At 67.9% G+C, this 26,761-nt stretch carries 33 protein-coding genes, 1 tRNA gene and 1 pseudogene; 23 read left to right on the top strand and 12 right to left on the bottom strand.

Features of this window, described 5'->3' with window-relative positions; translation table 11 throughout:
• The 14 genes and pseudogenes from CW348_RS14310 to CW348_RS14245 form a co-directional block, all read left to right on the top strand.
• The coding region (locus tag CW348_RS14310; RefSeq protein ID WP_287464032.1) for a hypothetical protein at positions 1-1,708 on the top strand (1,708 nt) is incomplete at its 5' end.
• An 8-nt stretch (positions 1,709-1,716) separates the two neighbouring features.
• A complete protein-coding gene (locus CW348_RS14305) occupies positions 1,717-1,902 on the top strand; it encodes a hypothetical protein (protein WP_287464030.1) in 186 nt (61 codons plus the stop codon).
• Between the two features lie 98 nt (positions 1,903-2,000).
• Positions 2,001-2,732, top strand: coding sequence for a hypothetical protein (locus tag CW348_RS14300; RefSeq protein WP_278458731.1), 732 nt, complete (start codon positions 2,001-2,003; stop codon positions 2,730-2,732).
• 12 nt (positions 2,733-2,744) lie between these two features.
• Positions 2,745-3,623: a P22 phage major capsid protein family protein gene (locus tag CW348_RS14295; RefSeq protein WP_278458729.1), complete on the top strand. Its 879-nt coding sequence runs from the start codon at positions 2,745-2,747 to the stop codon at positions 3,621-3,623.
• 4 nt (positions 3,624-3,627) lie between these two features.
• Positions 3,628-3,900 carry a hypothetical protein gene (locus CW348_RS14290; protein ID WP_278458728.1) on the top strand — a complete coding sequence of 91 codons (273 nt, stop codon included), beginning with the start codon at positions 3,628-3,630 and terminating at the stop codon, positions 3,898-3,900.
• 16 nt (positions 3,901-3,916) lie between these two features.
• Positions 3,917-4,507, top strand: coding sequence for a hypothetical protein (locus CW348_RS14285; protein WP_287464027.1), 591 nt, complete (start codon positions 3,917-3,919; stop codon positions 4,505-4,507).
• Positions 4,504-4,791: pseudogene (locus tag CW348_RS14280) on the top strand (phage head closure protein); the annotation flags it as partial. The gene CW348_RS14285 and the pseudogene CW348_RS14280, both read left to right, overlap by 4 nt.
• 55 nt (positions 4,792-4,846) lie before the next feature.
• Positions 4,847-5,023: a hypothetical protein gene (locus CW348_RS14275; protein WP_287464036.1), complete on the top strand. Its 177-nt coding sequence runs from the start codon at positions 4,847-4,849 to the stop codon at positions 5,021-5,023.
• Positions 5,023-5,400: an HK97-gp10 family putative phage morphogenesis protein gene (locus CW348_RS14270; RefSeq protein ID WP_278458721.1), complete on the top strand. Its 378-nt coding sequence runs from the start codon at positions 5,023-5,025 to the stop codon at positions 5,398-5,400. Before CW348_RS14275 ends, CW348_RS14270 begins: the two co-directional genes overlap by 1 nt.
• A complete protein-coding gene (locus CW348_RS14265) occupies positions 5,400-5,801 on the top strand; it encodes a DUF3168 domain-containing protein (protein WP_278458720.1) in 402 nt (133 codons plus the stop codon). Before CW348_RS14270 ends, CW348_RS14265 begins: the two co-directional genes overlap by 1 nt.
• Before the next feature lies 1 nt (position 5,802).
• Positions 5,803-6,231 carry a phage tail tube protein gene (locus tag CW348_RS14260; RefSeq protein WP_278458718.1) on the top strand — a complete coding sequence of 143 codons (429 nt, stop codon included), beginning with the start codon at positions 5,803-5,805 and terminating at the stop codon, positions 6,229-6,231.
• Positions 6,232-6,251: 20 nt separating this feature from the next.
• A complete protein-coding gene (locus tag CW348_RS14255; RefSeq protein ID WP_278458717.1) occupies positions 6,252-6,620 on the top strand; it encodes a hypothetical protein in 369 nt (122 codons plus the stop codon).
• Between the two features lie 50 nt (positions 6,621-6,670).
• Positions 6,671-6,946, top strand: coding sequence for a hypothetical protein (locus CW348_RS14250; protein ID WP_287464023.1), 276 nt, complete (start codon positions 6,671-6,673; stop codon positions 6,944-6,946).
• 26 nt (positions 6,947-6,972) lie between these two features.
• Positions 6,973-7,308 carry a hypothetical protein gene (locus CW348_RS14245; protein WP_278458714.1) on the top strand — a complete coding sequence of 112 codons (336 nt, stop codon included), beginning with the start codon at positions 6,973-6,975 and terminating at the stop codon, positions 7,306-7,308.
• A 487-nt stretch (positions 7,309-7,795) separates the two neighbouring features.
• Here the strand turns inward: CW348_RS14245 and CW348_RS14240 are convergent, their stop codons facing one another.
• From CW348_RS14240 to CW348_RS14230, 3 genes are all read right to left on the bottom strand, one after another.
• Entirely contained in the window at positions 7,796-8,239 is a 444-nt protein-coding gene (locus CW348_RS14240; RefSeq protein WP_104613103.1) for a DoxX family protein, read from the bottom strand.
• Positions 8,240-9,827: 1,588 nt separating this feature from the next.
• Positions 9,828-9,998, bottom strand: coding sequence for a hypothetical protein (locus CW348_RS14235; protein ID WP_016188005.1), 171 nt, complete (start codon positions 9,996-9,998; stop codon positions 9,828-9,830).
• A gap of 108 nt (positions 9,999-10,106) precedes the next feature.
• The gene (locus CW348_RS14230; RefSeq protein WP_011290549.1) at positions 10,107-10,739 is read right to left on the bottom strand and encodes a MerR family transcriptional regulator; all 633 of its coding nucleotides are present in this window, start codon (positions 10,737-10,739) and stop codon (positions 10,107-10,109) included.
• Between the two features lie 133 nt (positions 10,740-10,872).
• On the opposite strand from CW348_RS14230, the gene CW348_RS14225 reads away from it, so the two are divergent.
• On the top strand, positions 10,873-11,655 hold the full coding sequence (locus CW348_RS14225; RefSeq protein WP_011290548.1) for a DUF2306 domain-containing protein: 783 nt from the start codon (positions 10,873-10,875) through the stop codon (positions 11,653-11,655).
• Positions 11,656-11,699: 44 nt separating this feature from the next.
• Here the strand turns inward: CW348_RS14225 and CW348_RS14220 are convergent, their stop codons facing one another.
• From CW348_RS14220 to CW348_RS14210, 3 genes are all read right to left on the bottom strand, one after another.
• Positions 11,700-14,033 carry a Tex family protein gene (locus CW348_RS14220; protein ID WP_016188003.1) on the bottom strand — a complete coding sequence of 778 codons (2,334 nt, stop codon included), beginning with the start codon at positions 14,031-14,033 and terminating at the stop codon, positions 11,700-11,702.
• A gap of 169 nt (positions 14,034-14,202) precedes the next feature.
• On the bottom strand, positions 14,203-14,562 hold the full coding sequence (locus CW348_RS14215; protein WP_104613104.1) for a hypothetical protein: 360 nt from the start codon (positions 14,560-14,562) through the stop codon (positions 14,203-14,205).
• Between the two features lie 21 nt (positions 14,563-14,583).
• Positions 14,584-15,195, bottom strand: a complete 612-nt coding sequence (locus tag CW348_RS14210; RefSeq protein WP_011290545.1) for a hypothetical protein — start codon at positions 15,193-15,195, stop codon at positions 14,584-14,586.
• A 932-nt stretch (positions 15,196-16,127) separates the two neighbouring features.
• On the opposite strand from CW348_RS14210, the gene CW348_RS14205 reads away from it, so the two are divergent.
• Positions 16,128-17,027 carry an NUDIX domain-containing protein gene (locus tag CW348_RS14205; protein WP_011290544.1) on the top strand — a complete coding sequence of 300 codons (900 nt, stop codon included), beginning with the start codon at positions 16,128-16,130 and terminating at the stop codon, positions 17,025-17,027.
• Here CW348_RS14205 and CW348_RS14200 read toward each other — a convergent pair.
• The gene (locus tag CW348_RS14200; RefSeq protein ID WP_011290543.1) at positions 17,016-17,819 is read right to left on the bottom strand and encodes a PhzF family phenazine biosynthesis protein; all 804 of its coding nucleotides are present in this window, start codon (positions 17,817-17,819) and stop codon (positions 17,016-17,018) included. The two genes, CW348_RS14205 and CW348_RS14200, sit on opposite strands and share 12 nt — an antisense overlap.
• 261 nt (positions 17,820-18,080) lie before the next feature.
• Here CW348_RS14200 and CW348_RS14195 point away from each other — a divergent pair, with 261 nt between their 5' ends.
• From CW348_RS14195 to CW348_RS14185, 3 genes are all read left to right on the top strand, one after another.
• On the top strand, positions 18,081-18,500 hold the full coding sequence (locus CW348_RS14195; RefSeq protein WP_016188002.1) for a hypothetical protein: 420 nt from the start codon (positions 18,081-18,083) through the stop codon (positions 18,498-18,500).
• Positions 18,501-18,674: 174 nt separating this feature from the next.
• Positions 18,675-19,484, top strand: coding sequence for a DUF2786 domain-containing protein (locus CW348_RS14190; RefSeq protein ID WP_016188001.1), 810 nt, complete (start codon positions 18,675-18,677; stop codon positions 19,482-19,484).
• Between the two features lie 199 nt (positions 19,485-19,683).
• The gene (locus CW348_RS14185) at positions 19,684-20,112 is read left to right on the top strand and encodes a PPOX class F420-dependent oxidoreductase (protein ID WP_287464017.1); all 429 of its coding nucleotides are present in this window, start codon (positions 19,684-19,686) and stop codon (positions 20,110-20,112) included.
• A gap of 92 nt (positions 20,113-20,204) precedes the next feature.
• Here CW348_RS14185 and CW348_RS14180 read toward each other — a convergent pair whose 3' ends face one another.
• The 3 genes from CW348_RS14180 to CW348_RS14170 form a co-directional block, all read right to left on the bottom strand.
• Entirely contained in the window at positions 20,205-21,197 is a 993-nt protein-coding gene (locus CW348_RS14180) for a malate dehydrogenase (RefSeq protein ID WP_016188000.1), read from the bottom strand.
• Between the two features lie 271 nt (positions 21,198-21,468).
• Entirely contained in the window at positions 21,469-21,657 is a 189-nt protein-coding gene (locus CW348_RS14175; RefSeq protein ID WP_041427538.1) for a DUF397 domain-containing protein, read from the bottom strand.
• Complete coding sequence (locus CW348_RS14170; protein ID WP_324969770.1) at positions 21,650-22,528, bottom strand: helix-turn-helix transcriptional regulator; 879 nt, start codon at positions 22,526-22,528, stop codon at positions 21,650-21,652. Before CW348_RS14170 ends, CW348_RS14175 begins: the two co-directional genes overlap by 8 nt.
• Before the next feature lie 212 nt (positions 22,529-22,740).
• On the opposite strand from CW348_RS14170, the gene CW348_RS14165 reads away from it, so the two are divergent.
• Entirely contained in the window at positions 22,741-23,157 is a 417-nt protein-coding gene (locus tag CW348_RS14165) for a hypothetical protein (protein WP_258076903.1), read from the top strand.
• A 12-nt stretch (positions 23,158-23,169) separates the two neighbouring features.
• Positions 23,170-23,460, top strand: a complete 291-nt coding sequence (locus CW348_RS14160) for a hypothetical protein (RefSeq protein WP_011290534.1) — start codon at positions 23,170-23,172, stop codon at positions 23,458-23,460.
• 164 nt (positions 23,461-23,624) lie between these two features.
• On the opposite strand, the gene dnaN is transcribed toward CW348_RS14160, so the two are convergent.
• Together dnaN and CW348_RS14150 are read right to left on the bottom strand one after the other, a co-directional pair.
• The gene (gene dnaN / locus CW348_RS14155; RefSeq protein WP_104612979.1) at positions 23,625-24,764 is read right to left on the bottom strand and encodes a DNA polymerase III subunit beta; all 1,140 of its coding nucleotides are present in this window, start codon (positions 24,762-24,764) and stop codon (positions 23,625-23,627) included.
• Positions 24,765-25,252: 488 nt separating this feature from the next.
• Complete coding sequence (locus CW348_RS14150; protein ID WP_011290532.1) at positions 25,253-25,708, bottom strand: PaaI family thioesterase; 456 nt, start codon at positions 25,706-25,708, stop codon at positions 25,253-25,255.
• A 108-nt stretch (positions 25,709-25,816) separates the two neighbouring features.
• On the opposite strand from CW348_RS14150, the gene CW348_RS14145 reads away from it, so the two are divergent.
• Together CW348_RS14145 and CW348_RS14140 are read left to right on the top strand one after the other, a co-directional pair.
• The gene (locus CW348_RS14145) at positions 25,817-26,548 is read left to right on the top strand and encodes a PIG-L deacetylase family protein (protein WP_181140048.1); all 732 of its coding nucleotides are present in this window, start codon (positions 25,817-25,819) and stop codon (positions 26,546-26,548) included.
• 123 nt (positions 26,549-26,671) lie between these two features.
• Positions 26,672-26,761: transfer RNA gene (locus CW348_RS14140), tRNA-Ser, on the top strand.

Raw genomic sequence — 26,761 nt, 5'->3', positions numbered from 1 at the left:
GCTGACCCTGCCGCGGGCGTTCGGGTTCTCCACGGCGGCGCAGTACGCCGCGGCGCGAGCGGCCGAGTCCTACCTGCAGCGGGTGATTCCCGGGGAACCGGCCGCCGGTCTGAACGCGCGGGCGCTCGCCGGTGTTGCCTCGGACGGGCGCGACCTGTCGTCCCTGTTGGCCCAACCCGCGATCACCGTGCTGACCTACCTCGCCGGCGGGCGCGCTCTCGCCGACGCGATGGCCGCGGCCGTCGCCGCCCTCGAACTGATCGTCGGCACGCAGGTGTCCGACGCCGGGCGTGGCGCCGACCTCGTCGGTATGGCCGCGCGCCCGCGTGTGGTCGCCTACACGCGCGTCGTGAACCTCCCCGCGTGCGCCCGGTGCATCATCCTCGCCGGGCAGACCTACGCATGGAGCGAGGGGTTCGCCCGGCACCCGCGGTGCGACTGCGAGGTGCTGCCGCTGACCGACGACGACCCGGCGCCGTTCTCGCCGCGCGAGCTCTTCGAGCAGATGAGCCCCGACGAGCAGGTGCGTCGCTTCGGTGCGGCCGGCGCCGAAGCGATCCGGGAGGGCGCCGACCTCGGTCAGGTCGTCAACGCCCGGCGCGGCATGAGCGTCGCCGGGGCGCGTCTGGTGACTCGGGAGGGCATGACCCGCCGCGGCTACGCCGGGCGGCGCCTCGGCTCGACCGACGATCGCGGCCGGTTCCGTCCTTCACGTGCGCCTCGGCTGATGCCCGAGCAGATCATCGCCGAGGCCGACGGTGACCGCGGCGCCGCGATCGAGGCGCTGATCAGGTACGGCGTCCTCACGCCCCGCCGCGAGGACGCCGCGCCCGCTCCGGTGCCCGAACCGGTCGTGCTCACCCCGCCGGCACCGTCCGAGCAGGCGCTGCCGGACCCGCCGACCATGGCCGACGCCGACCTCGAATCCGAGCTCGCCGAGCTGATGCAGGCCGGCGACTTCGACTCGCCCCGGTTCTCCGCGCTCATGGCGGAGATGGACCGGCGCGAGCAGGCCGGCCGCGACGCCGAGCAGGCGCCCGACGTCGAGCCCGATCAGGGGCCGGTCGACGGGAGCGTCACGGCAGCCGACCTCGCGTGGCACGACGACGAGCGGCTGTCCGAGCTGCTGCTGACTGCGTTCGCCGAGGGGCGCACGCGCGACGCCGCGGTGATCGAGGCCGCGATCGACCGGCGGGCCGAGGCCGCCGAGGCGCCGCCGGCCGAGGTCTGGGTCGATCCCGACGAGACCGATGCCGAGCGGGGACGCCGCGAGCGCGAAGACGCGCAGTACGCCGAGATGGCGCGGCTCGTCGAGGAAGAGGGCTACGGCTGGGAGCAGGCTGCGGCCGAAGTGCAGGGCCGCTCGATCGAGTCGATCCGGCGCGAGGCGTACCTTGCCGAGCACCGGTCGGCGAGCGACCGGCGCAGCTTCACCGAGGTCGCCCGCGAGCAGTACAAGCTCTACGTCGCCCGCGCCTACGAGCAGGCCGAGGATGCGACCCGCGGCTACCTCATCACCAACGAGGCCAGAGCCCGCGGGGTGGACCCCGAGTCGCTGTTCTCCGGTCCGCGCGCCCGCGCCGAACGATGGGCCTCGGAAGAGCTCAAGCGGTGGTGGGACGAATACGGCAGACTGACGTTCGAGGACTTCGTCGCCGAGATCGAGTCCGGGCGCGGCACCGACGCCGGCCGAGACTACAACCGGTAGGGGGCGCCGTGTCGATGGCGAACGAGCTGATCCGCGCCCGCGCCGCCGGTGTGCGCGCGGCCGAGAACGACGAGCCGCGTTCCTCGTCCCCGTACCGGCCGGACGCGCCGACCGCACGCGAGCGGATGCTGTGGCGCGCCTGGAACTCCGGATACGAGTCGGTGCGGCCGATGCCGATCGACTACAGCAGCTAACCGCACCCGCTGACGACCCGCCCACCGAGGCGGGTTTTTTCATGCCCGCCCGCGCGCAACGCGCGGCGTTCACCGACCCCGCAACGGGAGTTCTCACCATGCCTGAACCGATGCTGCCCACCCACCCCGACACCGGCCTGACCGCGATCGGGCTGCGCCGCAACGGCGCCCCCATCTGGCCCGTGATCGGCGGTGCCGAGGACACCCCGGACACCGCCCCCGGGACCGACACCGACCTCGACGACGAGCTCAACGAGGCGGACGTCGACGAGGACCAGGACGACGAGCCCGACGGTGCCGCCGCCCTCGGCGACCCGGGCAAGCGCGCGCTCGATGCGATGAAGACCAAGTGGCGCACCGAGCGCGAGAAGCGCCGCGCGGCCGAGGCCGAGCTGTCCAAGCAGCGGGCCACCCCGGCCGAGGGCGACGAGCCGGACGCCGAGGCGATCCGGCAGCAGGCCGAGCAGGCGGCCGTCGCCAAGGCGAACGCGCGCATCGTGCGCGCCGAGGTCCGCGCCGCCGCGGCCGGCCGACTCGCCGACCCCGGCGACGCGCTGCGGTTCCTCGACGCCGAGCAGTTCGAGGTCGACGCCGACGGCAACGTCGACGCCGACGAGCTCGCCGACGCGATCGGCGAGCTGCTCAAGTCCAAGCCCTACCTCGCCGCGCACGGCGGCCGACGGTTCCAGGGCACCGGCGACGGCGGCGCCCGCAAGGGGTCGCGCCCGTCGCAGATCACCAGCCGCGAGGACCTCGCCAAGATGCAGCCGGCCGAGCGGCTCAAGGCCCACACCGACGGACGCCTGCGGCGGATGCTGCAGGGCGACTAAGGAGACCCGACCATGCCCATCACCAACTTCATTCCCGAGCTCTGGAGCGCGGCCGTACAGGTCCCGTTCGAGAAGACCCTTATCTACGCACAGGGGACGGTGTCGAACCGGCAGTACGAGGGACAGATCCGCGAGCAGGGCAACACCGTGCACGTCACCTCGATCGCCGACCCCACCGTGCGCCCCTACGACAAGTCGACCGACCTGACGACCGAGGACCTCGACGACGAGCAGGTGTCCCTCACTGTCGACCAGGGCGCCTACTTCAGCTTCCGCGTCAACGACGTCGACCGGGTGCAGGCCGCCGGCGACTTCCAGGGACCGGCCACCCAGCGAGCCGGGCACCGTCTCGCCGACGGGCTCGACCGCTACGTCGCCGGGCTCTACACCGGCGTCGACCCGGCGAACAACCTGACCCCCGCCGAGGGCGATCCGGCGGCGGTCACCCCGATCGACATCACCGACCCCGGCGCCGCCTACGACGTGCTCGTCGCCCTGGGCGTGCGCCTCGACGAGGCCGACTGCCCGACCATGGGCCGCTACGTCGTGGTCCCGCCGGACTTTCACGGCAAGCTGCAGAGCGACGACCGGTTCGCCCGCGTCGATGCCTCCGGCAGCAACGAGACGCTGCGCAACGGAATCGTGGGCCGCGCCGCGGGCTTCGACGTCCTCAAGTCGAACAACGCCCCGTCGCCGACGTCCGGTCAGCGGGTCGTTCAGACCGGCATCCCCGACGCGATCAGCGTCGCCGAGCAGATCACCCAGACCGAGGCGCTCCGCGCGCAGGCGCGGTTCGCCGACATCGTCCGAGGTCTGCACATCTACGGCGCCCGACTGTTCCGCCCCGAGGGCATCGCCGTCGCCACGGTGACCGTCCCCGCGGGGGTGTGACGCCGTGGCCGACCTGATCCTCGCCCGTGGCGCGGCCGGCGCGACGTTCGCCGTCGACCCGGCCGTGCCGTGGGTCGCCGCGCAGCTCGACCGCGGCGCCCTGGTCCTCGTCGAGCAGCCGCCCCGCGCCGAGCCGGACAGCGAGCAGCAGCCGGAGCGACCGGCGCAGGCCGCGCCGAAGTCCACATGGGTCGCCTACGTCGCCGAGGTCACCGACCTGACCGCCGAGGACGCCGAGGCGCTGACCAAGGCTGAGCTCGTCGAGCTCGCCGGATGACGGAAGGGGGAACACCGTGCCCCTTCCACCCCTGGCCACCGTCGCCGACCTCGACGCACGCGGCGTCACCGTCGACGAGGGCGAAACCGTCCGCGTCGAAACGTTCCTCGCCTCGGCGTCGGCTGCGGTACGCGAGGCCGCCGGATGCGCGATCTCCGAAACGACCTCGACGATCAGCCTGCCCGGAACCCCCGGGCCGTGGCTGACCCTGCCCGCCCCGCCGGTCAGCGCCGTCGACGAGGCGCTCGTCGACGGCCAGGCCGTCACCGACTGGCGGCTCGTCGGCGGCCGACTGTGGCGCCCGTCCGGGTGGCAACCATCCGTGCCGTGCGAGGTCACCGTCACCTACACCCACGGCCTTCCCGACGTACCCGCCGACCTCGTCGACCTCGTGTGCCGCATCGCCGCGGCGACCCTCGTCGCCTCACGCGGTAACGAGGACGGCACCGGGATCGCGGCCGGCGACGTCCGGTCCGAGCGGATCGGCGACTACTCGGTGACCTACGGGGACGACGGCGGGATCACCGAGCTCGAACTGCCCGACCACCTGCGCCGCCGGTTGGCGGCGCGGTTCGGCGGGGGCACCGGCCTCATGGAGTCCCGATGAGGGGCCGCGGGATCGGGCACCTGCTGAACGCCCGCGTCGAGGTATGGCGCGCCGTCCTCGCCGACGACGGCGGGGGCGGACAGATCGAGACGTGGGAGCCGCAGGGCACGCAGCCCGCGCGGCTGTCGCAGCCCTCCAGCGCGCAACGCGAAGCCGGCGACCAGCTCGGCGCCGAGCTGACCCACGTCGTCTACCTGCGGCCGTCGGCCGACGTACGCCGCGGCGACGAACTGCGCCGCGCCGAACAGAGGCTGCAGGTGCGCGCGGTCTTCGAGCCGAGCGTCGCCGGGACCTACCGGCGAGCCGACTGCACATCACGCCAAGCCGAAGGGGGCCGTGATGGAGCCCGAGCGCGAGATGCCCGTCGTCATCAGGATCGGCGAACACGAGGTCACCGCCGGAACCCTGACCGTCGACCCCGCCGAACCCGTGGCGCCGCAGATCGCCGAGTTCCTGCACACGGTCGCCGACACCGTCGCCGACATCACCGACGACGAGCAGGAAGGGGACGAGTGATGGCCCGGTTCCGCGTGCGCACCATCGGCGCCAAGACCGCCAAGCGCGCTCTCACCCGGCTCACCACCGACATGCACGACGTGCAGGAAGAGGTCGCCGAGAAGTGGGCCGAGGACATGTACGCCGGCGCCGTCGCCGACGTCCCGGTCGACTCCGGTGACCTCGCCCGCGCCCTGGAGAAGCGCGTCAAGGGGTCCGGCGCGACAGCCGACGCGCAGGTCGGGGTGTGGACCGACGACGAGTACTACTCGCAGTTCGTCGAGTTCGGCACGTCCAAGATGGCGGCGCAGCCGTTCATGTATCCCAACGCCCGCCGCGCGAACCGCAAGGTCCGCGGCTGGGTCCGTGAGGGCATCGACAAGCGGGTCGGCGACTGATGGCCGCCGCGGCATGGCCCCTGCAACAGGCCGTCTATCAGCGGCTGATCGCCGACCCCGACCTGACCGCCATGTGCGGCGTGTACGACGAGGTCCCCGAGCCCGCGCCCTACCCGCACGTCTCGGTCGGCGAAGTCGTCGAGGAACCCGACGACACCCACGACAACCAGGGGTTGAGCGTGGCGTTCGTGCTCCACATCTGGTCGAAGTACCGCGGCTTCGGCGAGGTCGGGCGCGTCCTCGCCCACCTCGACCGGCTGCTCGACCGGCAGCCGCTCGCCGTTCCGGGGTTCGAGGTCGTCGCGTTCTTCCGCGAGCACCACCGCGTCGTGCGCGACCCCGACCCCACCATCCGACATTGCCCGGTCCGGTACCGGGTGTGGCTGAACAAGGAGACCTGACATGGCAGGACGCGACGGCTTCGGGACCGAGCTGCGGAGAGGGGACGGCGCCGACCCCGAAGTGTTCGAGCCGATCGGCAACGTCGGCACGTTCTCCGGCCCCAACTCCGAGCGGGAGACCTACGACGTCACCGCGCACGACAGCCCCAGCAACTTCCGCGAGTTCATCGGCGGGCTGATCGACGGCGGCGAGGTGTCCGTCGAGTGCCACTACGACCCCGACAAGCACGACGACATCTACGGCGACTTCAAGAACCCCGACCCCATCAACTACGAGATGGAGAGCCCGGTCGGCGAGGTCTGGGCGTTCTCGGCGCTGCTGACCGGCTTCGAGCGCGAGATGCCCGTCGACGGGCAGATGGCCGCGACCCTGACATGGCAGGTGTCCGGCGAACCCACGATCACCCCCGCCCCGGCCCCCGTGCCCTGACCGACAAGGACGACTGACCGATGACCACTACCCAGACCGGCGAGTTCCTCGGACGCGACGCCATCCTCGGCGCCGACGACCTCGCCTACGACACCGTCCCCGTCCCCGAGTGGGGCGGGACCGTGCGCATCCGCGCGCTGACCGGAACCGAGCGGGACCGGTTCGAGGCCGAGGTCGCCGGCAACGGCAAGCGCCTGAAGCTCGACAACGTGCGCGCGAAGTTCGTCGCCCGCTGCATCGTCGACGCCAAGGGCAACCAGGTGTTCGGCACGGCCGACGTCGCCGCTCTGGGCCGCAAGAACGCGGCCGTGCTCAACCGCGTGTTCGAGGCGTGCCAGAAGCTGTCCGGCCTGACCGACGAGGACGTCGACGAGCTTTTGGGGGAATGAGGCGCCGGCCCGAGCGTGAGTTCTACTTTCGCTTGGCCGGCCACCTCGGCATGACCGTCGCCGAGCTGCTCGCCCGGATCAGCTCACGCGAGCTGACCGAGTGGGCCGTCTACGAGCGCCGCGCCGGACCCCTCGGCGGGCGCCGCGGCGACATTCAGGCCGCGATCGTCGCCGCGGACGTCTACAACGTCAACCGCAAGAAGGGCGCCAAGCCCGTCGACCCCGAGAAGCTGCTGCCCACCTGGGACGACTACCAGTCCGACGACCAGATGTGGGCCGCGATCCGGCAGGCCAACGCCGCCATGGGCGGAACCGAAGCTGACTGATTGAGCCGTGCGGGAGGTGATCCCGCGTGGCGACCGTCGCATCCCTGCTCGTCAAGCTCGGGCTCGACTCGAAGAAGTTCGACAAGGGCGTCAAGCGCGCCGCCCGCGGGCTCGACAACCTGATCAGCAGGTTCGACCGCGTCGGCGACATCGGCAAGCTGACGGCGATCACCACCGCCGTCGGCGCCCTGACCTCGCTCACCGCAGCGGCCGGCCCCGCTGCGGGCGCCGTCCTCGCCTTACCCGCCGCTGCGCTGATGGCCGGCGCGGGTGTGGCCGTCCTCGCGACCGGCCTGTCCGGTATGGGCGACGCGCTCGCCGCTACGGGCGGCAGCGCCGAGGAACTCGAAGAGGCCGGGTGATAGCGCTGCACGGCGGCCTCCAAACCCAGCGCGTGCTCCCCGCGCACGCGGGGATGATCCCCACTTGTCGGCGCTTCTGGTTGACGAGCTCACCGAGGCGCTGCGCCGCACTCCGGCTGCGGTGGTGGTCGCCACGCACGATCGGATGATGCTTGCCGACTGTGCGTCCTGGCCGTCCGTGGACCTTACAGGGTCTCGGGTCTCTGGTCGGTGAGTGTGCCGCTCCTCGCCCTGTCCACTGGGGTGCGGAGCGGCACACCGAGAAAACACGTCGGAGCCCGCTTCCGTGGGCGTGCCGCGTTCGGGGTTTTCTGGTTCAGCGGGGAACTGCTCGTGTGAAGCGGGGGCGCTTCTGCACGGAGCGCAGTTTGATGAGAGGAACAGCGCCGGTCGGGTGCTGCTGTGGTCTGACCGGCGCTGTTGCCGAGGCTGAGTCACGGAGCGTGTGGGGGCCGCTCCGGGACCTGGGGCTGCTGTCGGCTGGCTGTTATCCCGCGGAGGTGCCCGCTGTCAGCCGCTGCTGTGTGCCGCTGGAACGGCGGAGGACGAAGTGGTCGAGCGCCCAGGCTCCGGGTCCGAGGATGGCGATGAGGAAGAAAGCCCAGCAGTACATGGCGGCGAGTTCTCCCCCGTTGTTGAGGGGCAGGAGCGCGTGGGGCTGGTGCACGACGAAGTAGGCGTACGCCATGGAGCCGGAGGCGAGGACGGCGCTGGGCCGGGTGAACAGGCCGAGGAGGACGAGGGCGCCGCAGACGAGCTGGATGAGGGCGGCCCACCATCCCGGCCAGGAGGCGAATTCCACGGCCTGCCCGGTGCCTTGGTTGCCGCCGAGTACGCCGAACAGGGAGGCCACTCCGTGGCAGAGGAACATCAGGCCTACGACTATGCGGAATAGAGCGAGGACTGGTCCGTGGTATCGGTCCAGGTTCATTGGTCACCTCAATACATGAATGGGGGAGGAAGGGAGGAGAGTGACCACGGGAATGCCACGTTTGCCGCAGCGTGGATGTGACACCGGCGGGCCCCGGCGGTGCACGGCGCTGCGGTGTGGACGTGTCCGTGGCACCGGAGAGACCACGACTGTGGGAGACACTCCGTGGTCATTCCGGTCGGGGCACCGCCACGCTGCGGTGCGTCCGGAACTGCGGAGCAGCCACGATGGTGTTTAAACCGCCCAGAGAGCACAACCCCGGCTCGGAGTTACTGTTTGACCACTTAATGTGATCAAGGTGGTGCGAGCGAGGGCACGGCTCTTGTTGAGGACATGACTGCTCCTCCGCACGAGTGGGGCACCCGGGGTGGCGGCCGAGTGGCCGAGTCGCCTTTGGGGCAGCAGGAGGCATTCCCACGACAAGGGGTGGGTCGCGTGGAATGCGACTCAAGGTCGGGTGTGCCCGCTATGCGGTTACATCAAATAGTGACTACTTGCTAGGCAAATGTCAACGCAGAGTAAAAGGGGATGGCAGAATCGCGTCCTCTCATTTTTTGGCCGGATAATTTTCCGGGTTTGAGGACTTCAGAAACGCGGTGCTCCTGCGCTGTCCCGAGGAGGCTTCCGACGTCCCGAGAGCGCTTTCTCGGGGCGCGGTTTTGGAAGAAACCGCACGTCACTGGGCATTTTTTCGAGGATGGTCCGGGCTGAACCAGCTCTTAAAGTTACTTTCTCGTCAAGTTTCTCTGTCGGATTCTCCTGTTCGCGGAAGCCTCTCGGACCGGATTTTTCTGACCGAATTGAAAGGTCGGACTACTTGGCGCTGTCTGCGTGCAGGCGGGAGCGCATGTCTGGCGTGGACGGCTTTTTCGCGCTGGTTTGAGTTGGCCGGCGTCTGCTGGCCGTTGGGTCAGCATGGCGCGGGATCGGGCCGGGTGGGCTGCTGTTTTCCTTGCGAGGAGGCCGACGGGACCGGGCCGTGCAGGTTCCGTGCCTGTGGGCAGGGTGCTCGTCATGCCTCTTGCGGGGCGGCCGCTGGTCCGATTTCGGTGCGGGGTGGTCGGGTGTCGGAGCCGGGAATGACGTGGTTCGTCGGCGGGAAACATGCACAGAGTTTTATCCACAGGCTGTGGATAACGTAGCGGCTCCCTCATGCTCGCCCGGCACATCGAGCGCAACGAATGCACCTAAAACTCACCGTTTGTCCCTTTTTTCGGGGCGCAAGGGCAACTTTTCTGATCCCCCAACCGCAGCCCGGGTTGTGGAAAACCGCTGTGAATTACCGTGACCCACACGGCATTAAATAGTGATCCACTTCACATAAAAACAGCAGGGAGAAAACCGAGGACTTCTCTCCAGCACACCTGGCAACCGGTGTGGGGTATCCCTCGAGGGCGCTCCTCGCACCGGCACGCTCCTCCCGGGCTCCGTCCAGCCGCGTGTCCGCCGCGCTGCGGACACGCGGGGTGTTCCACCGGGAAGTCCACCAGGGCAGATGGGGCGGCAGCCTTCATCGCCACGACAGGAAGCGCCGCTGTGCGCTGGCGTCACGGGAATCCCGGTGCCGCCCTCACCACAAGCAGCGGTACTACTCCTTCCCGAAGTCTTCACGGGAGAGTCCGGACCGCCGCATCGCATCTTCCAGTTCCGCGCCCAGGGTGGGGCGGGGTTGCGGCAGCTTCGGAGCCTGCACATCGGGCTCCGGGAGTGTCTGCTCGGTGCCGCGGGTCTTCGGCCGGTTCTCCTCGGGAGTGGTCACAGTCGTTCCCTTTCTGCTCTCTGCAGACCTGTCCCACCCCCGGCTACCCCAGGTATGCCGGAACACACGTGGCAGACGGCACTGCCTGCCCACGTCGTGGGCGAGGGGTCAGCCGCCTTGCGCCATCCGCCGGTTGAACACCTGTTCTTGGGCGATGCGGCGCAGCGCGGTGATGACGACGTCGCCAAGCACTGTGCCCAGCACTGCTTTTTCGACGACGTCGGCCACATCGGTGTGGCCGGAGATCAGGTCGATGTCGACCTCGGCGATCGCTTCAGCGAGTTCGGCGTAGCGGCCTACGCACTCGAAGAAGCCGCGCTGATTCAGCAGGCTCATCCGAGCCAAGGCTTCTACGAGCGCGGTGAAACCGGGGTGGTCTTCGGGGACTGTCCAGCCGCGGGCGGCGAACACTGATTCCACGTAGCGTCGGGCTTCTTCCCGGGGCTCGTCGCTGCGCTCCCCGGTGAGGACAGGCAGTCCGCGGTGGGCGAGGGCGACGGCGTGGTGCACCGAAGGCTGGGATGCGTCGATTTCGGCGAGGACTTCGCGGACTGTGGGCACGGGGAGTCCACCGACGTCGATGAGGCTGCGGATCAGTCGGAGGCGTCTCAGATGCTCTTCGGAGTATCTGACCTGGTTGGCGGCGATGCGTTCGCCTTCGGGAAGCATCTTTTCTCGCAGGTAGTACTTGATCGTCGGCACGGACACGCCGCTTCGCCGACTCAGTTCGCCGATGCGCACCCTGTCTCCTTTGCTCTTGCGTCCCCAGCAGTCAATAGATAGCTTTGTTATCGATAATTCAATTATCGATAATTCTTCTATCTAAGTTGTGGTGTTTCGGCCCCCTCAGCCGTTCCAGGAGCAAGGACCGACGATGACTCTCTCTTCCGCTACGGCACCGCCCCGCAGCCCGCGCCGGCTTCCGGGTGTCCGCTGGAACCGCACCTCCCTGGTCGTGGCAATCACCGCCTTCGCCTGCGTCCTCGTTGCTGCGATCTTTGTGCCCCCCTACCTGTCCCTCGACCCCGGCTCCAGCAGGGTCGCACTCCGCCCGGATTCGGCCCTGCACTTTCCCGCCGTCGCCATCCACGCCGCCACCGGTGGGATCGCGCTGCTCACCGGCCCACTCCAGTTCAGCCGGCGACTGCGCCGCCGCGGAGTCTGGCACCGCTGGATCGGCCGGGTCTACCTGTTCGCCGGAGTGCTGCCCTCGGCGCTCAGCGGTATCGTCGCCGCCCTGCTGACCTCCAGCGGCCCTGTGGCGATGGCCGCGTTCCTCTCCCTCGACATCCTGTGGATCATCACGGGCCTCGCCGCCTACCGGACCGCCCGCGCCGGCCGCTATGCCGCACACCGGGAGTGGATGCTGCGCAACTTCTCCCTGACGTTCGCCGCAGTCACCCTGCGCATCTGGCTCAGTGCACTGGTCGCCATCCAACTTCCCTGGCTCGACTCCCTCTACGGAGGCGACTTCGACCAGCTCTTCGCCACCGCCTACGCCGTCAGCCACTGGACGTCGTGGCTACCCAACCTGCTGCTCGTCGAGGTCTACCTGGCCCGGCAGGCTGCCCGACAAGCCCGGGAAGCCCTCGCCACGGCGCTCCAGACGACCGCCGCGGCAGCCGACAACACGGAAACGTCCCCGACCCCCGCATAGACGACATGTGGGCGGTGCCTGGCAACACCGCCCACACGCATCGACTACACCAGGCCTGCGCGGCGCAGCGCTTCCGCCATCGCCCCCATGGGCTGCTGCTCGCCGCGGCCGCCGCGCTGCCGCCGCTGGTCCCCGCGCCGCGGCGCACCCCGCTCCCGGCGCTCCCCGCCGGAGCGGTTGTTCTCCCCACTGCGCTGGTCCACTTCATCGTCCAAGCGGAGAGTCAGCGAGATCCGCTTGCGACGCACATCCACGTCCAGCACTTTGACGCGCACGATGTCGCCGGGCTTGACCACGTCCCGCGGGTCTTTGACGAAACTCTTCGACATCGCTGAGACGTGCACCAGGCCGTCGTGGTGCACTCCCACGTCCACGAACGCACCGAACGCCGCCACGTTGGTGACCACGCCCTCCAGCACCATGCCCGGTTTCAGGTCGGTGATGTCCTCCACCCCGTCCCGGAATGCTGCGGTCTGGAACTCGGGGCGCGGGTCCCGGCCCGGTTTCTCCAACTCCGCGAGGATGTCGGTCACCGTGGGCAGACCGAACCGCTCGTCCACGAAGTCGTCGGGGCGCAGCGAGCGCAGCGTGTCCGTGTCGCCGATGAGCGCCCGGATATCCCGGCCGGTCGCCTCGAGGATGCGCCGCACCACCGGATACGCCTCCGGGTGGACGCTTGAAGAGTCCAACGGGTCGTCCCCGTCAGGAATCCGCAGGAAACCCGCGCACTGTTCGAACGCTTTCGGTCCCAACCGCGGCACTTCCCGCAGTTGGGCACGGGTACGGAACGGCCCGTTGGCGTCACGGTAGGCGACGATGTTCTGGGCCAGGCTCGCCGTGATACCGGAAACGCGGCTGAGCAGCGGCACCGACGCGGTGTTCACGTCCACGCCGACCGCGTTCACGCAGTCTTCCACGACCGCGTCCAAGGAGCGGGACAGTTTCACCTCGGACACGTCGTGCTGGTATTGGCCGACCCCGATTGACTTGGGGTCGATTTTGACCAGCTCGGCGAGCGGGTCCTGGAGTCGTCGCGCAATAGAGACAGCGCCGCGCAGCGACACGTCCAAGTCAGGAAGCTCCTGGGAAGCGTAGGCGGACGCCGAATACACCGACGCCCCGGCCTCCGACACCATCACCTTGGTGAGCTTCAGCTCCGGGTGGCGTTTGATCAGGTCAGCGGCGAGACGGTCGGTTTCGCGGGACGCGGTTCCGTTACCGATCGCGACCAGTTCCACCCGGTGCTTCTGGGCGAGCGCCGCCAGGACGGCGATGGACTCGTCCCAGCGCTTCTGCGGTTCGTGCGGGTAGATCGTCGCGGTGTCCACCACTTTGCCGGTGCCGTCCACGACAGCGACCTTCACCCCGGTGCGCAGGCCCGGGTCGAGACCGATGGTGGGCCGGGTGCCGGCGGGCGCGGCCAGCAGCAGGTCGCGCAGGTTGGCGGCGAACACCCGGACTGCTTCGTCTTCGGCTTCCTGCCAGAGGCGGGAGCGCAGGTCGATGTCGAGACGGACGAGGATGCGGGTGCGCCACGCCCAGCGGACCGTGTCCAACAGCCAGCGGTCCCCGGGACGGCCCTGGTCGGCGATACCGAAGTGCTGGGCGATGCGGACCTCGTAGCTGCTGCGGGCTCTCGGGTCTTCTGCCGGTTCTTCCGGTTCCAGGGTGAGGTCGAGGACTTCTTCCTTCTCACCGCGGAACAGAGCCAGGACCCGGTGGGAGGGCAGGGTGGTGAACGCTTCGGCGAAGTCGAAGTAGTCGGCGAACTTCACGCCGACTTCTTCCTTGCCTTCCCGCACCCGCGAGACGAGACGGCCCCGCTGCCACATGCGTTCCCGCAGTTCACCGATGAGGTCGGCGTCTTCGGTGAACCGTTCCACCAGGATGGCGCGGGCGCCTTCCAGTGCGGCAGCCGTGTCCGCGACCCCCTTGTCCGCATCAACGTAGGCGGCGGCCTGGTCGTGCGGGTCGCGGGAGGGGTCGTTGAGCAGCGCGTCCGCCAAGGGCTCCAGTCCGGCTTCGCGCGCGATCTGCGCCTTGGTGCGGCGCTTCGGCTTGTAGGGGAGGTAGATGTCTTCCAGGCGTGCCTTGGAGTCGGCGGCCATGATCGCGGCTTCGAGTTCGGGCGTGAGTTTGCCCTGCGCCTTGATCGACTCCAGGATGACGGTGCGGCGTTCCTCCAGTTCCCGCAGGTAGCGCAGCCGCTCTTCGATCGCCCGCAACTGGGCGTCGTCGAGCATCTCCGTGACTTCTTTGCGGTAGCGGGCGATGAACGGCACGGTTGCGCCGTCGTCAAGCAGTTCGACTGCGGCCCGTACCTGCCGTTCGCGTACCCCAAGCTCCTCGGCGATCCGCTGGTGAATGGACGTCGTCACAATCTGATCCGCTTTCTCCCTGAGGGTGGGACAGGAGCATTGTGCCGCCTGTCCATGCCCGCCGCGGCCGGGGTGGTGTGAAGGTCGAGTGGGCTGGTCGGCGCGCAGACGGGCACACCCCCGTGCCAGGACACGGCACGGGGGTGGATCAGAAGATACCTGTTGGTGTTCAGTTGACGCTTTGCGTGCGACTCTTTTTGATCATGATGAGTCCGGAGATGATCCGGTAGAGGCCGTAGACGGCCGGCGGCCCCCAGGCGACGACGTAGATGCCGCCGGAGAACGACTGCAGGGCGTTCACGTAGGTGATCAGGGTGATGAGAACGCCGGCCAGCAGCCAGAGCGCGCCGAAGATGACCGCCCGTTCACCCCGGACCTTCAAGTCATGCCGCAGGGCCTCGGGGCGCGGAACGTACGGGGGCGGCTCAGCGGAAGGGGAAAGTGCAGCGTCCGTGTGCTCTGCGTTGGGCACGGGTTCTGGCTGGGGGCGGTTTGAGGAGTGCGGCTCGGGGGTGTGCTGTTCAGCCATGGGTGTGGTGCCGGTGGTGGTTCAGCGGATAGGGCGGTTGCGGGAGCGCACTTCGTGGATGATGCGGTCCATGAAGCTGTCGCGGCCGTCGGTGAGGATGAGGGGCACGTCGAACGACGTGGTGTCTCCCAGCCACACCTTGTAACCGAGGATCTTGCCTTTGGTTCCGGTGGCGCGGTTGCCGTAGATGGTGGTCAGGTGGCTGATTTCCTCCCACGCCGCAGGCTGCAGCCGTTTTCCTGCCGCGTAGATGATTCCGCCTTCGTACAGGTAGTGCGAGCGGGGGGCGACGATGAGGCCGCGCAGCCCGGCGGCAGCGGCCCAGACAGCCACGAAGAGGAAGAACAGGGCGAAGAACCGCAGTACAGAGCGGAGCAGGGAGAACGAGAAGGGGTCGTCCTCTGGGGCAAGGTAGGCCACGAGGACCATGAGCAGCAGTGAGCCGACCGCGATCGCACAGCCGCCAAGCGCTTTCTCTGCCCGGGTACCGTCGGAGCGCATGTCGATGAGGGCACCGAAACCGCGTTGGGCTGCGAGCTGGGTGACGGGCTCCGGAATGTTTCCTGAAGTGCTGCCCTGGCCGTCGGAGGGCTGGGGTGAAGGGCTCTCAGAAGGAAAGGGTCCGTTGGTCATGGGGATGCCTTTAGTGCTTGTCTGTCAGACAGCGCTCTGTGGCCTATCCGGGGTCTTCCGGATCAGGAACCGCGCGTTCCACTGCCCGGCTTGGTAGCGCCGGGCAGGACCTGAGGGCTGGTCCAGGTAGAGATCGGGCTCACCGTGAAAGCCGCAATGGTTCACGGTGAGCCTTAGGCAGCATCTCTCGCCGGACAGCCATCGGCTGCGGCTGGGTAAATAACCCTATACCCGAGTTTTCTCATAAATCCCGCACCATAGGGAACGTTGCTTTTCTGTGACACAAATTCCTTCCTGGAGCAATATCTATGCGACTGAGGAAATGGTCCTCTTCGCCTTTCTTTCCCCGGATCTGACATTCTGCGACGCGCGATCCCTCCTGCACACACCGTCACAGACAAGCCGTTGGCCGACGCGCAGAAAAGCGCGTTGACCAGCGGATACATCATGGAGTCCTGCTGCTTGCCCGACAGCAACAGAGAAGGGAAAACCTGAATTTCCTTCATTTTTCTCACCGCACATCCCGGAGGACTATGCGGCGTTCTGATAGCCGAGAAGAAAGAGGGAGCAGCGAGGCGAATGTGATGGGATCATCGGAACACAGTTGTTATTCATGAACACCAGAAATCGAATGGCGTTCAACCGTTGCCCCGCACCAAAAACGCGGCACTCCGCATAAGGCTTCAACCGGTGCCCCGGTAGTTCATGCGCGCCGTCCCCTGAACCAGCCGTGCCCCTGACGGCAGCGGCCTCCAGCAGGCCCCTGCCGCTCCTCCGGCACCCGCCCGCCCCAGTGTCCCTGTCCCCTGCGACAGCACCGTCCACCCGCCACGTGTTGCCGCGATCCCCACCGAAGGGAAGCTTGACCAGGCATGCTGAGTTATGCCACGTGGGACCCTATCCGGGGGTTCTGGGGCGTCGGAGGAGGTGGGATGGTGACCGCAGGGGATGGCGACGGCTGGGTGATCCTGGCCGACGGTTCACGGCGGTGGGGACTGTACGGGGCTTCCGGACTGCTGTTGTACAGCGTGGACGAGTCCGGAACCGGCCACGTGCTGCTGCAGCACCGTGCCCCATGGACTCACCAGGGCGGCACCTGGGGGCTGCCCGGCGGTGCCCGCAACAGCGGCGAGTCCTCTGTTTCCGCTGCGATCCGCGAATTCGTCGAAGAGGTGGACGGCGACCTGGGCACGCTGTCTCTGCTCGGCATCCACCGGCAAGACCACCAGGTCTGGGTGTTCGACACCGTGCTGGCCAGTGTGCCGGAACGGCGGCCGTTCACTCCCGGCAACCCGGAGAGCGAGAGCATCCGCTGGATTCCGGTCCCCGACGTGCCGTCGATGCCGCTGCTGCCCGCGTTCGGGAAGGTCTGGCCGGAGGTGGCGGCCGCGCTCTCTGAACAGCTCCTGCTGATCGTGGACACCACGGTGGTGCCGCAGTCCATCACCCCCGGCGCACTGTGCCACCGGTTGACTGAGCTGGCGCAGGTCGGAGTTACGGACGACATGCTTCCCCCCGATGTGCCCCTCACCCCGCTGCACCGGCGTTTTCCCAGCGTGCTGCTCCTCGTGGACGCCCACAGCCGAGCCGCCCTGCCTGCCCCCGTCCACGGGGTCGACGTAGTCCAGGTGTCGGACGGCAGTGCCGCCGCAATAGCGCAGCTCGTCTCCGAGCGCCTGCCGCAGACCCGCATCGTCGTCGCCACCGACCATCCGGACACGCGGGCACAGGCCGCGGCCCTAGGCGTCCACACGGCCCCCGTGTCGTGGGCGTACGAGCTTGCCCAGCGGGAAGAGTCCAGCCCGGTCGAACGCGGCTCCTCAGTAACGTAGAGTCCCTTCGCTGACTGTGACCGCTGTTCCCCCGATGAGGACCCGGTCGGGGGCATCGGCGGGAAGCTCCACGACCAGGCGGCCGCCCCGGGCTGAGCACTGCACGGCGTCCAGCCGGGTGCGGCCCAGCCGCTGGGCCCAGTACGGGCCGAGCGCGGTGTGGGCGCTCCCCGTCACCGGGTCTTCCGGAATCCCGATCGCGGGAGCGAAGAGCCGGGACACGAAATCGTAGGGCTGCCCGGGGTCGGCGGGCGCGGTGACGGTCACCCCGCGCACCGTGCACCGGGCGACCTCGGCCAGGTCGGGGGCAAGGGCGCGCACGGTCGCTTCGTCCGGATAGACCACGAAATAGTCGTTGACGTCGCTGAACCCCGCCCACACCGGTTCGCCGCCGAGCGCGGCCACAAGCCCGTCAGGAACGTCCTTCGCGTACGGCGGGTTGGCAGGGAAGTCGAGCCACAGCAGGCCGTCGCGCGCGGTGACGGTGAGCACCCCGCTGCGGCTGGCGAATCGGAACGGCCCCTCGGCCCCGCCTGCTGCGAGCACGTGGGCGGCGGCGAGGGTGGCGTGCCCGCACAGGTCCACTTCAGTGGTTGGGGTGAACCAGCGCAGTTCGTAGTCGGCGTCCGCCCCGGCAAGGGGCCGGACGAACGCGGTTTCGGACAGGTTGAATTCGGCAGCCACCCGCTGGGCCCAGGCGTCGTCGTAAGGGCTGTCGAGGACGAGCACGGCCGCGGGGTTGCCGTGGAACGGCTGGTCGGTGAAAGCGTCCACCACGTGGAAACGGTTCATGCGCCTTAAGCGTAGGAGTACGGCAGGACAGTGGACGAGACTCCCGCGGGACCGGTTTTCCGGGCACTTTCTGCCCGGCTGGTTCGTTGAGTAAGCGGAACCGGGTGGGGCTCGGGGATTCCCCTTTTCCCTGCTGGCGCAGCGTCAGGGAGAAGTCAGGGTCGATTCCCGATGGAGCTCGGGCCTGTTGTGGGGCATGGTGGAAACGAGAACAGCCGGGCCGTACCGTCCGGAACGTTCACTAACGGACTTGGAGCAGATATGACGCTGGAGCGCGGAAACGCTTTCACCCCCGTCGCCTCGGCGACACTGATCTGGCCCTGGCGCAGCTCCGTGGTCGCGGGCGGCGTGGCCGGAGTGCTCGCCTTGCTGACCAGTTTGAACGAGGGCGTGCTCAGCGCGTTGGGGAGCGGCATCGGGTCCGCGGCTTTCTTCTTCGCGCTGGTGGGCGGTGCGGTCGGAGCTCTGGGCAGCAAGGGGGACCGGCGGGCACGCCGCTACGCGGCCCAGTACCCGTGGCGGTTCGCCATGGTTCCTGCCCTGATCGGTGGCGCCGGCGCAGCCGTAGGCACTCTGCTGAGCAGCGGATTGATCCTGGGCATCTTGGGTGGCGCTGCGACCGCAGCGGTGCTCTGGGTCATCTTGGGGATCATCACCATGGTGGCGGGCAACAAGAAGTAGGCTGCTGCACAGTCCTTGACATATCGCAACGGTTGACTGAACCGCGACAAACTTCACCGCTCCGGGGAAGCACACCACCCCGGAGCGGTTTTTGGCCGCTGCCCAACAGGGAACGGAGCTGGGTCCATGGCGTCTGACGCACGGGGGCGCGCCGGGGGAGACGCCCGGAAGAAGATGATCGAACGGGTCCGCGGGCTGCTGCGCATGGCAGAGGACCCTTCGGTCACCGACGCGGAAAGCCAAGCGTTCACCGCGAAAGCCGCTGAGCTGATGACCCGCCACGCGATTGCGGAGGCGGAGGCGCGGGCGCAGCGCGGTGAGGGTGTTGAGGAGATCAGCAGGCTGGACTTCCCGGTTTCCGGTGTCGGCGGGCACGGCAAAGCCCGGGTGAAGGCGCTGGCAGCGATCGCGGCCGCGTACGGATGCCAGTCGGCGGTGCGCGGCAACACGTCAGCGAACACCGACCGCACGCTGATCATCATCGGAACAGTGAGTGCGTTGGATTCGCTGCGAGTGCTGCTGCCGTCGATCACCATGCAGATGGAGTCGTCGGCGCGGTTCGCGGCGCGGGAGCATGTGGCGAACCTGCGGGAGCTGCGCAACTACGACCGTTCCACTCTGGCCACGGAACGTAACCGCTTCTACCGGTCGTTCATCCGCGCCTACGGGACTGCGGTAGCGGAGCGTATCCGGGAGTTTCGGGCCCGGCTCGCCGAGGATGCCCAGGTGGGGAGTGGTGCGGGCGCGGCGGAGGACACGCCGAGCACGGGTGCGGAGCTGGTGTTGCGTACGGATGTGGACCGGGTGCGGGAGGAATTTGCCCGCCGTTTCCCGAAACTGCGGCCGACCCGGCCCGAGCGCACCTATCATCGGGCTGGGTACCGGGCAGGCTATCTGCGGGGCCGTAACGCACAGTTGGGTTTGGAGACCGCGGTAGGCAAAGGCGGCACCCACTCGTTGCCGGGGCAGGCGGCCGCGAACTAAAGCGGAGCGCGAGGCGGTTCCGCCGCGGTCCCCGGGTTTCCGCAGACCGGAAACGGCCATCCCCCACCCCTCAAAAGCTGTGGATAAACCTGTGGAAATCTGTGGATAACTTGGCCTGCCTGGACATGGTCAGTGGTGGCAGCCCCCAATTCCGGGAAAGTGGGGCCTTGACACCACGGCCGCTGCAGAGGGGGAGAGGATGCCCGGAACCGCGCTGCTCCACCAGTTCCGCCACCAGCGGATCGCGCTGCTCACCACGTATCTCAACAACGGCAAAACCCCCGTGCACACCCCGGTGAGCATCGCACTCGACGGTGACCGACTGCTGTTCCGGGTCGGCAAAGACTCCAGCACAGCCGCGCGAATGACCGAGAATCCCCTCGTTGACCTGCGCACATGCACGTTCCGCGGGGAACCCACCAGTGCTCCGGTCCGCGGCCGGGTCCGACCACTCAGCGGTGAGGAAGCCCACCGCGCCGCGCGACTGCTGGCGCGCGGCCACCTGATCACCCGGCGGTGGATGCTGCCGCTGTCCTATCGGATGCTGCGCTACGAGCCCGTCCACTACGAGCTGCTCCCGGTCGGGGACGACGCTGGGGACAACCCTGTGGAAAAGGTGGCGGGCTAGCCCGACCTGCTGGCCCGCCACCCGCGCCTGACCCCGGGTTTCGGACAGGGTGTCCCCACACTGGAGGCACCCTGTCCCCGCAGGAACGCGGACTACTTGATCAGACCCAGAGCGCGGACGGCTTCCCGCTCCTCCTCCAGCTCGCGCACCGACGCGTCGATCCGCTCGCGGGAGAACTCGTTGATCTCCAAGCCCTGGACGATCTCCCAGGAGCCGTTCCGGGACACCACGGGGAACGACGACACCAGGCCCTCCGGCACGCCGTAGGAGCCGTCGGACGGCAGCGCCACCGACGTCCAGTCGCCCTCCGGGGTACCGTTCACCCAGTCGTAGACGTGGTCGATCGCAGCGTTCGCCGCGGACGCAGCCGAGGAAGCGCCGCGGGCCTCGATGATCGCCGCACCACGCTTGGCCACGGTCGGGATGAACGTGTCGCGCAGCCACTCCTCGTCGTTGACGGCCTCCACCGCGCTGCGGCCGTTGACCTCGGCGTGGAAGATGTCCGGGTACTGGGTCGCGGAGTGGTTACCCCAGATCGTCAGCTTCTTGATGTCGCTCACCGACACGTTCAGCTTGGCGGCGAGCTGGGACAGCGCCCGGTTGTGGTCGAGCCGGGTCATCGCGGTGAACCGGTCCGCCGGGATGTCCGGGGCGTGCGCCTGCGCAATCAGCGCGTTCGTGTTCGCGGGGTTGCCCACGACGAGGACGCGCACGTCGTCAGCGGCACCGTCGTTGATGGCCGCACCCTGGGGACCGAAGATGCCGCCGTTGGCTTCCAGCAGGTCGCGGCGCTCCATCCCCTTCGTACGCGGCCGGGCGCCGACCAGCAGGGCCACGTTCACGCCGTCGAACGCCTTGCGGGGGTCGTCGTAGATGTCGACCCCGGCGAGCAGCGGGAACGCGCAGTCGTCAAGCTCCATCGCGGTACCCTCGGCCGCCTTGATCGCCTGCGGGATCTCCAGCAGGCGGAGCCGAACGGGCGTGTCTGCGCCGAGGAGCTGGCCCGAGGCGATCCGGAACAGCAGTGCGTAGCCGATCTGTCCGGCAGCGCCGGTGACGGTGACGTTGACTGGAGCCTTGGCCATGCTTGTCACTCCTGGTCCACTCGGAGGTTGTGCGGGAAGAGCGCTCGAGCCGGTCGCTTCGAACGCCACAACCCCACCCGAAACGTGTGTTGCGACCAGTCTTCCAATGAGACGTTCCGGAGCGTGGACCACCCCCGGTTTGCGTTCCTGTGTCGTCTCAAACAAAACCGCGCACCGGGGTGGCTTCCGGATCGGACTGCGAACCGGTCTTCAGCTCTTTTCGCACGTCAACCGAGCACCAACGGTCCAATCAAGTGCTGGCGTCTTGGAGTCACCGGTCGGTGAGCTCGGTGAGGAAAGCACGCCACTCGGCCAGTGGGAAGGTGAGATACCCCAACTCGCGGTGCGCAGAATCCCGCACCGCAACAAACTCGGAAGTAACAGCGACTTCTACACAGTTCTGCGTGATCGACCCGCTGTAGCTGGACTTGCGGAAGGGTAGCCAGGGTGTCTCAGTCATGGCGTTTCTCGTTCAGGGACAGCCGGAGGGTGTGGATCAGGTCCCGTGAGTCTTCGGGGGACAGTGCCTGGTCCCGCAGGTACTCGTAGATGCGCTGGTAGCGGTCGATTTCCTCAGGTTTGTCCAGGTAGATCTCTTCTGCCAGAGCTTCGAGGTAGACCACCGGCTGATTGGGCAGGGGAAAGTCCAGGATGACGAACTGCCCGGTCATCGCAGCGTGCGGTCCTCTGCTAAGCGGGAGGATACGGATGTCGATGTGCGGGCGGTGACTGGCCTCCCACAGGTGGTCGAGCTGCCCGGCGAGCTCGGGGGTAATCCGAAGCAGGACAGATTCGTCGATGACGGTGTGGAAATCGGGCGGGCTGCTCTGGTTAAGGATCTGCTGTCGCAGCATGCGCGCCTGGACTCTCCGGTCGAGGCTGGCTGAGGAACCGATTTGTTCGCTATCGCGCATGAGCGCACGGGCATAGTCCTCGGTCTGCAGCAGTCCTGGGATGGCCGCTGATTCGAAGGTGCGGATCCGCGATGCCTCCGCTTCCAAACCGACGAATTCGCCCGTGCCAAGCACGTCGCTGTAGGAGGCCCACCAGCCCTTCTGCATGGCCTCCCGGACAAGCGTGAGATAGGTGGCGCGTTCGTCCGGGGCGGTGATCCCGTAGATGTCGAGCAGCACGGTGATGTCCTCGGCGCGCACCCGCTTCCAGACGCCGCTTTCCAACCGGTTCAGCTTGGACTCGGACCAGCCGCGCTCCCGCCCGGACCGCTCCTTGGCTTTCTCAGCCACCCACTTGGCCGTAAGCCCTCGCTTCTCGCGTGCTTCACGCAGCAGCGAGGAGAGGTGTCGGCGGCGAAGAGTGGGACTGATAGCCACGTCCGGTGTGCTCCTCGTGTCACAGCGAATCTGCTGATCAGATCCTAAGACGCCCCTCAGAGAACCAGACATTTCACTCAACTCCCAACATTTTTCTAAGTAGACATGTAGAAACAATTTCTGAGTACAAATATGAATCTTGCAAGTTATATTGGATGCAATGAGTCAGAGCAGAGACTGCCAGTCCACCCCCTGTTCGAGAGGAGCGCGCTATGCGACTTGTTCGCGTCTTGCTTCCGCTGGTCACAGCGTTACCGCTGTTCGTGGCCCGGTCCTGGCCTTTTGCCAACCGCCGAGAAACCTCAGCCGCCTCTTCCCCCGCCGCTGAAGAGTCACCAGAAGTCCGGGAACCGCGCCCCCAGCCTGCTGTGCCGTTGCCCGCGGCAACCCTGACCTACGAACAGGCAACGGATTTCGTCCGTGTTGCGCGGCGGCATGCTCCGCTGTGGGCGCTAGGTTATGACCCGACCCAGGTCGTGATGTTCACTGCCCGCCACCGGCTCCTGCCTGACCTTGTCGTGGGGGCCAGCGACCTGGAAGCCCTGGACTTTACGCTGATCGAGTTCAGCCCGCCTGACTATGCCCGCGCCTATCTCTCCCGCCTCGAAAAGGCCTGCCGCCTCGGCTGAGGAGGACACGTAATGGTCGAGCTGACGCCTGAGGAAGCCCAGATCCTCCGTGGCCTCGCCGAGGATCTGTTCTCAGCCAGCCAGCAGCGCACCTATTGGCTCGACCGGACCCGCCGCACCAGTCTGGATCTGCTGGCACGCATCACAAGCTGGCTCGACGACGCCTGCCCGGGCCGTCACCCCGTCCACCAAAGCACCTGTCTACGGCCCCAAGGCCACGACGGCGACTGCACTGACGCCTACGACCGCACCTGGACCGCTCCCGTCGTGCCCGCACCCCGCAGAGAAAGAGAAGACGAGTAGCGGCCGCCCTGTTCCCGCACTCCCCTGCTGGCCCGCCACGGCACCGAACAGCAGGGGACATCCCCCGTTGATCTCCTCCCGCGCCGGGTCTCTCTTCACCTCACCGCTGTCAGCCCTGCCCTGCGCTCTGCCCTCGCGGCAGCCCTGCTCCGTACTGTCGAGCCTTAGGCCAAGCGGAGCGGCATCACCAGGTAGCGGAAGTCCGGTTTTCCGCCTTCCTTCGCCGGGGTTCCAGTGATCACCGCCGGTCTGGTGGGGGCGACGAACCTGAGGAAGGCGCGCTCCGTCTCCACGTTGGTGAGCCCGTCGAGGAAGTACTGCGGGTTGAACGCGATACGCATCGGTTCGCCTTCGAAATTCACCTCCAAGGCTTCCAATGCTTGGGCGTCGTCACCGGAGCCTGCCTCCAGCACCACCTCAGAGGAGGTGAACGACAGCCGCACCGGGGTGCTGCGGTCCGCGACCAGCGCTACTCGTTTCACCGCTTCGGCCAGGGGTGCGACCGGAACGTCGGCTTGGGCGGCGAACTCGGTGGGGAACCGCGACTCGTAGGAGACGAAGTCGCTGTCGATCAGCCGCGTGGTGGTGCGTTTGCCGTCATGCTCGAAGCCGATCATGCCTTCGCCTGCGCCTCGGCTGTCGCTGGTGGACAGGGCGATGTCGACGTTGCCGCCCGTCAGGGACCGGCTGAAGTCGCCGAGGGTGCGGGCCGGGACCAGGGCGGATGTGTCGATGTCGACCTCTTCCGGTTTCCACCACATTTCCCGCACGGCAATGCGGTAGCGGTCGGTGGCGGCGAGCAGGATCGTGTCGCCTCGGAAGGTGAGGTGCACGCCGGTGAGCATGGGCAGCGTGTCGTCGCGGCTGGTCGACGGGAGCACCTGGCGTACCGCGGTGGCGAACACGTCCGCGGGAGCCGAGCCGATCGTGCGGGGCATGGCCGGCAGGGTCGGATAGTCCTCCAGCGGCAGAGTGAGCAGCGTGAACCGGGCATTGCCGCAGGTGAGAAGGGATCGGGAGCCTTCCACGTGGAATTCCACGGGATGCGGGGGCAGGGTGCGGACGATTTCGGCGAGCAGACGGCCGGGGACGAGAACGCTGCCGGCTTCCTCAGCGTGGACGTCCACGGACGCTTGAGCGGAAACCTCGTAGTCGAACCCGGACAGCCGCAGGGTGTCGGAGGCGGTGTCGGCGACCTCCAGGCGCATTCCCGCGAGCACGGGAACAGCGGGGCGTGCGGGTAGTGCCCGTGCTGTCCAGGTGACAGCGTCCGCGAAGGCGTCGCGGTCTACTCGGAATTTCACTGGGGCCTCCCTGTACCGTCCGGCATTCCAGAGTCGGGTTGGGGAGGACCCTACCTGGCGGATATGACAAAACCCGAGAAGTTGTCCCCAGCCTGTGGAAAACTTGTGCCAGCATTTCCGCTGCTCACTGGGTGTCTCCGTGGAGCAGCACGGTGGCGGGATCAGGGCAGCACGGATCTCGGCGGCTGTGGCGTCCGTTCCCTTGTCGCGGCCGCCACCGGACGCATACCGAGGGTGTGCGCGGGGCGGCAGCTGGTGCTGCGGGGAGCCAGCTGTCCGATACGTTGACCGGCCGCCTTTCGCGCGTTTGAGGGCGGTGGGGCGGGGGCGGTCCGCTCGCCCTCGATGCCGCGGTCGACCACGCATCCACCTTCGTCGTCCCCGCACCTACCAGCGGGCCGCAGCGGAGAGGACCGGGGTAGACGTGCGTTTTCGCGCGTGCCCTGCCTGCTGGTTCAGCAGTGCACGCATCCGGGCGGCAGGGTGGTTTAGGGGTGGGGCCGCAGCATCCACGTGATCGTGGCCGTGCCGGTGGTGGAGCCGTTCTCGGCGCGCAGCGCCACGTCCACGGGAAATTCGGGTTGGCCCCCGGCTTCCAGTTCTGTGAGGGCTGTGCGCCACTCCTCTCCCAGCACGGCTTCAGCGACCACGGGGCCGGAGAACGGCTGGCGGTGGTCGACGCGGGCGTCCAAGGACACGGGGAGCGCGAGTTTGAGCCGGTCGCCAAGGGCGTTGAACACGGCTGCCCCCGACGTGGTCTCTGCGAGGACGATCAGCGCTCCAGCGTGCTGGTTTTGAGTGTGGTCGTAATGGTCAGGGTTGTCAGGGAGCCGCATCACCGCCCGCTCCTCTGCCAACTCCACGAACTCCACGCCGAGGATGCGGGCGAGCGGCATGGCCGCCATGATGGACGACTTAGCGAAATCAGCCTCACTGATGACCATGCCCGCAGATATTACTGATCAGTAAAAATCCTGGGTACCCCAATTAGTCCCGAATCGTCGCATTTGCCAGAACCAGCGAGCCGCCCAACCGACCGACAGGAGAATCCCGTGACCGAGCAGCTCTCCCCCATGCCCGAAGACTGGCAGCGCGCCCTCGCCGTCGTCGCCCACCCCGACGACCTGGAATACGGGGCTGCCGCAGCGATCGCCGCCTGGACTGACGCAGGCAAAGAGGTGAGCTACCTGCTGGCCACCCGCGGTGAGGCGGGCATCGACGGCATCCACCCGAGCAAGGCGGCCCCGCTGCGGGAACGGGAGCAGATCGCCAGCGCTGCCGTTGTCGGCGTCACCACCGTAGAGTTCCTCGACTACTGCGACGGGGTGATCGAATACGGTCTCCCCCTGCGCCGGGATATCGCCGCGGCGATCCGGCGGCACCGCCCCGAACTCGTCATCACCCTCAACCACCGCGACACCTTCCACGGCGGCTTCTGGAACACCCCTGACCACAAGGCGGTAGGCCGGGCCACGCTCGACGCTGCCACAGACGCGGGCAACCGGTGGATCTTCCCGGAACTCGTCGACCAGGGACTGGAGCCGTGGAACGGGGTGCGCTGGGTTGCCGTGGCGGCCTCGCCCCAGCCCACGCACGCAGTGGACGCCACCCCGGGCTACGAGCGCGCTGTCCGCTCCCTGCTGGAGCACCGCGCCTACATCGAAGGGCTCACCGACGAAGACCCGGAAACCTATGTGCGGTCCTTCCTGGACGAGACCTTGTCCGCCAACGCCCCGCGGTTCGGCGGCCGACTTGCGGTCACCTTCGAACTGTTCCCCCGCTAAGACCTGCACGGCTGCGCTACCGGGGGCGCGGCGGCCCGGCAAGGAACCCCGCTGGGGTGGCGCATCCGCTCATCACGTGGCGCCTAGGTGGGCTACCATCACTGCAAGGGCATATGCCCGCAAGGAGGGTTCGCATAGCGGCCGAGTGCGACGCTCTTGAAAAGCGTTAGGTCGGTAGCCCCGGCCTCGTGGGTTCAAATCCCACACCCTCCG

It is taken from the genome of Thermobifida sp. (assembly GCF_017577275.1).
Taxonomy (GTDB): Bacteria; Actinomycetota; Actinomycetes; order Streptosporangiales; family Streptosporangiaceae; genus Thermobifida; species Thermobifida fusca.
Note: the sequence above shows the minus strand (reverse complement) of the source record. Positions and strands in the feature narration are given on the sequence as shown.

Bases quoted from the DNA above. Each gene is read 5' to 3' on its own strand.
- CW348_RS14300 (WP_278458731.1), top strand. From the start codon at position 2,001: ATGCCTGAACCGATGCTGCCCACCCACCCCGACACCGGCCTGACCGCG.
- CW348_RS14295 (WP_278458729.1), top strand. From the start codon at position 2,745: ATGCCCATCACCAACTTCATTCCCGAGCTCTGGAGCGCGGCCGTACAG.
- CW348_RS14275 (WP_287464036.1), top strand. From the start codon at position 4,847: ATGGAGCCCGAGCGCGAGATGCCCGTCGTCATCAGGATCGGCGAACAC.
- CW348_RS14270 (WP_278458721.1), top strand. From the start codon at position 5,023: ATGGCCCGGTTCCGCGTGCGCACCATCGGCGCCAAGACCGCCAAGCGC.
- CW348_RS14265 (WP_278458720.1), top strand. From the start codon at position 5,400: ATGGCCGCCGCGGCATGGCCCCTGCAACAGGCCGTCTATCAGCGGCTG.
- CW348_RS14260 (WP_278458718.1), top strand. From the start codon at position 5,803: ATGGCAGGACGCGACGGCTTCGGGACCGAGCTGCGGAGAGGGGACGGC.
- CW348_RS14255 (WP_278458717.1), top strand. From the start codon at position 6,252: ATGACCACTACCCAGACCGGCGAGTTCCTCGGACGCGACGCCATCCTC.
- CW348_RS14250 (WP_287464023.1), top strand. From the start codon at position 6,671: ATGACCGTCGCCGAGCTGCTCGCCCGGATCAGCTCACGCGAGCTGACC.
- CW348_RS14240 (WP_104613103.1), bottom strand. From the start codon at position 8,239: ATGAACCTGGACCGATACCACGGACCAGTCCTCGCTCTATTCCGCATA.
- CW348_RS14225 (WP_011290548.1), top strand. From the start codon at position 10,873: ATGACTCTCTCTTCCGCTACGGCACCGCCCCGCAGCCCGCGCCGGCTT.
- CW348_RS14215 (WP_104613104.1), bottom strand. From the start codon at position 14,562: ATGGCTGAACAGCACACCCCCGAGCCGCACTCCTCAAACCGCCCCCAG.
- CW348_RS14210 (WP_011290545.1), bottom strand. From the start codon at position 15,195: ATGACCAACGGACCCTTTCCTTCTGAGAGCCCTTCACCCCAGCCCTCC.
- CW348_RS14205 (WP_011290544.1), top strand. From the start codon at position 16,128: ATGGTGACCGCAGGGGATGGCGACGGCTGGGTGATCCTGGCCGACGGT.
- CW348_RS14200 (WP_011290543.1), bottom strand. From the start codon at position 17,819: ATGAACCGTTTCCACGTGGTGGACGCTTTCACCGACCAGCCGTTCCAC.
- CW348_RS14195 (WP_016188002.1), top strand. From the start codon at position 18,081: ATGACGCTGGAGCGCGGAAACGCTTTCACCCCCGTCGCCTCGGCGACA.
- CW348_RS14190 (WP_016188001.1), top strand. From the start codon at position 18,675: ATGATCGAACGGGTCCGCGGGCTGCTGCGCATGGCAGAGGACCCTTCG.
- CW348_RS14185 (WP_287464017.1), top strand. From the start codon at position 19,684: ATGCCCGGAACCGCGCTGCTCCACCAGTTCCGCCACCAGCGGATCGCG.
- CW348_RS14180 (WP_016188000.1), bottom strand. From the start codon at position 21,197: ATGGCCAAGGCTCCAGTCAACGTCACCGTCACCGGCGCTGCCGGACAG.
- CW348_RS14175 (WP_041427538.1), bottom strand. From the start codon at position 21,657: ATGACTGAGACACCCTGGCTACCCTTCCGCAAGTCCAGCTACAGCGGG.
- CW348_RS14165 (WP_258076903.1), top strand. From the start codon at position 22,741: ATGCGACTTGTTCGCGTCTTGCTTCCGCTGGTCACAGCGTTACCGCTG.
- CW348_RS14160 (WP_011290534.1), top strand. From the start codon at position 23,170: ATGGTCGAGCTGACGCCTGAGGAAGCCCAGATCCTCCGTGGCCTCGCC.
- CW348_RS14150 (WP_011290532.1), bottom strand. From the start codon at position 25,708: ATGGTCATCAGTGAGGCTGATTTCGCTAAGTCGTCCATCATGGCGGCC.